The sequence below is a fragment of the Variovorax sp. P1_H12_2 genome (assembly GCF_056405335.1).
The window spans coordinates 1-3,916 of sequence record NZ_JBFUCI010000517.1; the positions used below are offsets into that span (position 1 = coordinate 1).

A 3,916-nucleotide genomic window follows, 5' to 3' on the forward strand; every position below is an offset into this window, starting at 1 on the left:
GCGTGATCGTGCTGCACAAGAACGTCAGCGTCGAGCGCGAGCGCTCGATCGCCTCGCACGGCGCCACCATCGTGCGCATCGCCGGCAACTACGACGCCTCGGTCGAGGAAGCGGCGCGCCTGGCTGCCGAGAACGGCTGGTTCGTCGTTTCCGACACCTCCTACGACGGCTACGAGGAGATTCCGCGCGACGTGATGCAGGGCTACGGCACCATCCCCGCAGAGATTCTCGAGCAGCGCGGCGCCGAAGCTAGCGACGGCTGCCCCTACACCCACGTGTTCCTGCAGGGCGGCGTGGGCGGCATGGCCGCGGGGGTCGCCAGCTACCTGTGGGAGCGGTACGGCGCGCGCCGGCCGACCTTCATCGTGGTCGAGCCGCAGCAGGCCGACTGCCTCTATCAAAGCGCGATCCGCGGCCAGGCCGCCAACGCCACGGGTTCGGTGGACTCGGTGATGGCCGGCCTCGCCTGCGGCGAGACCTCGCCGCTGGCGTGGCGCTTCCTGCAACCGTCGATGGACTTCTTCCTGACCATCGAGGACGACGAGGCGATCGAAGCCATGCGCACCCTCGCGGCCGGCAATGAAGCCGACATGCCGCTGGTCAGCGGCGAGTCGGGCGTGGCCGGCCTTGCCGGCCTGACGCACCTGGTGCGCGATATCGAGCTGCGCCGCCAGACCGGACTGGGCATCGACGCGAGCGTGCTGCTGCTGTCCACCGAAGGCGCCACCGCGCCGAGCGTCTACCAGCAATTGGTCGGCAGGGCGCCACAGCAGGTCTGGGCAGCCGGCGAGCAGCACCGCGAGGCCGGCCGGCTGGCCAGGACCTAGCTAGCCAAGGCGCCCTCGCTCCCCACTTGGCGCGGCGGCGGGCTGGCCTCCGCGGCGTCGCAGTGCCAGCGTCGCCACGACCACCGCCAGCGCCAGGCCCCACAGCGGCCAGAGCCCGAAGCGCGACACCCAGACCGCGTAGGGCGTGCGCCCGCCCCGGCCTTCCACCTCCGCCTTCAGCACGCCGCGCGTGAGCCGCGGCAGTTCGTGCGTCACCCGGCCGCGATGGTCGATGACCACGGTCGCCCCGGTATTGGTGGCGCGCACCATCGGCCGCTGGAACTCCAGCGCGCGCATGCGCGAGATCGCGAGGTGCTGGTCGATCGCGATCGAGTCGCCGAACCAGGCGATGTTGCTGACATTGAGCAGCACCGTGGGCGCATCGTCCACGCTGCGGAAGTTGGCACCGATCTCGTCGCCGAACAGATCCTCGTAGCAGATGTTCGGCGCGATGCGCTGGCCCTGCCAGGCAAAGGGCGCCTGCGCCAGCCCGCCGCTCGCGAAGTCGCCGAGCGGGATGTTCATCAGGTCGGTGAACCAGCGGAACAGCCCCGGGATGAATTCGCCGAAGGGAACCAGGTGGTGTTTCTCGTAGCGATAGGGCGTGCCCTCGCCGGGCCGGAAGCCGATCACCGCATTGCTGTAGGAACGGCCGTCGCCGACCGGCAGGCCGACGATTGCCGCCTGGCTGCCGCTCGCGTAGCGCGCCGCGATCGCATCCAGATAGCCCGGCGGCAGTTGCGAGGGCAGCAGGGGCAGCGCCGTCTCGGGCGTGATGACCAGTGATGCGCTCGCGTCGCGCAGCTGCTCGCCGTACCACTGCAGCGCAGTCGCGATGCCGCCGCCCGGGACGAACTTCTCGTCCTGCGGGATGTTCCCCTGCAGCAGTTCGATGCCGATGCGACCGCGCGATCGCGCAGCGTCGTCCGCGGGCGTGCCGCGTGCCAGGTCGATCAGCGCCGGCACGCAGAACAGCACCAGCGCCAGCCCCACGGGCAGCGCGAAGGCGCGCCCGCGCGCATGGCGGAAGGCCAGCGGCACCAGGGTCGCGATACCGGCGGCGATCGCCCCGATGCCGTAGACGCCCACCCACGGCGCATAGACCGCCAGCGGCCCGTCGACATGCGCATAACCGCCCGCGCCCCACGGGAAGCCCGTGAACCAGCTGCCGCGCAAGAGTTCGGCCAGCGTCCACAGCGCGGCGAAGAAAGCGGCCGAGCGCAAGGGGCTCGCCGGCGCGAAGGCCACGTACAGAGCGCAGCCGAGCGCATAGTAGAGCGAGAGCGCCGCGGCCAGCGCGAACACCGCCACCGCGGCCAGCGGTGCCGCCAGGCCGCCATAGGTGTGCATCGAGATGAAGAGCCACCAGAAGGTGCCGCAAAGCCATGCAGTAGCGAACACCCAGCCCAGGAACGCCGCGGCTCGCCATGGCCGCGGGCCGTCGACAGCGGCACGTTCGGCGGGACGCAGCGCGTCGAGCTGCCAGACCAGTGCGGCCAGCGACAGCAATTGAAGCCACCACAGCGGCTGGCCGTCCCAGGGCGCGGCGATCGAGACCGCCTGGGCCAGCCCCGCGAACCCGAAGCCCAGCGCGCGAACCGAGGTTTTCAATCGGCCGCGTCGTCGCCGCGCGCCGGCGAGACCTTGAACCAGCGCACCGCACCACCCTTGGTGTGCAGCACGACGAAATCGAAGGCGCCGATGGCGTAGTGTTCGCCGCGCTTGGGCACATGGCCCATCTCGTGCGCGATCAGGCCGCCGATGGTGTCGAACGCCTCGCTCAGCGCCTTGTCGTCGAAGCGGATGCCGAAGGCCTCGGCCACGCGCTCGATCGGTGTGTCGCCCGAGACCCGATAGGTATGATCCGCGAGGCCGAAGATATCGCCCTCGTCCTCGGCGATGTCGAACTCGTCCTCGATCTCGCCGACGATCTGCTCCAGCACATCCTCGATGGTGATCAGGCCCGCCACGCGGCCGAACTCGTCGATCACGATCGCCAGGTGGTTGCGGTTGCCGCGGAACTCGCGCAGCAAGTCGTTCAGCCCCTTGCTCTCGGGAACGAAGGTCGGCGGGCGCAGCAGCGCACGGATGTTCAGTCCCGGCGCGCGCTGCAGCTTGAGCAGGTCCTTCGCGAGCAGGATGCCGATGATGTTTTCCTTCTCGCCCTCAAAGACCGGAAAGCGCGAGTGGGCGGTGTCGATCACCAGGTGCAGCAAGGCGTCGTACGGCGCGTCGATGTTGACCAGGTCCATCCGCGGCGCCGCCACCATCACGTCGCCGGCGGTCATGTCGGCCATGCGCAGCACGCCTTCGAGCATGACGCGCGACTCGGCGCCGATCACGTCGTTGTCCTCGGCGTCGGCGAGGGTCTCGATCAGTTCGTCGCGGGAATCGGGCCCGGGATGGATGAATTCGGCGAGCTTCTGGAGAAAGCTGCGCTTGTCTTCGCGTTCGACGGGCGCGCGATCAGGGTGAGGGTCGGCCACTGCGGGAGGGCGGAGTTGGGGAACCGAGAGGATAACCCACCCCCGAAGCTTGCTCACTGCGTGTAGCAAGCCTCCCCCTCAAGGGGGCGCCCCCGACGGCCCGGCAAAGCCGGATCCGTGGCGGCCCACGATGACCGGCGCGCTGCGCGGCCGGACTTCAGGGCGGCGGCCAGTGGTCCACTACGCGATCGCGATCCATGAAACCGGCGCAGCCAAATGCCAGAGATACCGCGGAACCGGCTTCGCCGGGCCGCCGGTATCGCCCCCCTTGAGGGGGGAAGCGCCGCAGGCGCTTCGGGGGGTGTTTCTTTTCAGGCGGCGGATTTGTCTCGCGCGGCGCGCACGCCGCTGCGGATTTCCTGCAGTTCGCCCAGGAAGGACCAGAACTGCTTGGCGCGCGTCTTGAGCTGGTAGTCCACCTGCGCGAAGTGCTGCAGTGCGATCTCGCTCATGCGGCTGTCGAAGGTCGCAGCGGGCAGTTCGAGATGGGCTTCGGACTCGGAGCCACTGCGCACCACGGTGGCGCCGGCATTGCGCGCAATCTTCAGCATGGCGGCGTTTTCGCTCAGCGCATGGATGAACAACATGCCCACGCCCTCGTTG

At 69.4% G+C, this 3,916-nt stretch carries 3 protein-coding genes and 1 pseudogene; 1 reads left to right on the forward strand and 3 read right to left on the reverse strand.

Annotation, left to right across the window (positions count from 1 at the left end; translation table 11 throughout):
- A partial coding sequence (locus tag AC1D2K_RS31435; RefSeq protein ID WP_478093943.1) for a diaminopropionate ammonia-lyase occupies positions 1-827 on the forward strand: 827 nt, incomplete at its 5' end.
- Here the strand turns inward: AC1D2K_RS31435 and lnt are convergent.
- The 3 genes and pseudogenes from lnt to AC1D2K_RS31450 all read right to left on the reverse strand — a co-directional run.
- Positions 828-2,438 (reverse strand): apolipoprotein N-acyltransferase, encoded by a 1,611-nt coding sequence (lnt, locus tag AC1D2K_RS31440; RefSeq protein ID WP_478093945.1) that lies wholly within the window; start codon positions 2,436-2,438, stop codon positions 828-830.
- On the reverse strand, positions 2,435-3,313 hold the full coding sequence (locus AC1D2K_RS31445; protein ID WP_478093947.1) for an HlyC/CorC family transporter: 879 nt from the start codon (positions 3,311-3,313) through the stop codon (positions 2,435-2,437). Before AC1D2K_RS31445 ends, lnt begins: the two co-directional genes overlap by 4 nt.
- Before the next feature lie 311 nt (positions 3,314-3,624).
- Positions 3,625-3,916, reverse strand: a pseudogene (locus tag AC1D2K_RS31450) (GNAT family N-acetyltransferase); the annotation flags it as partial.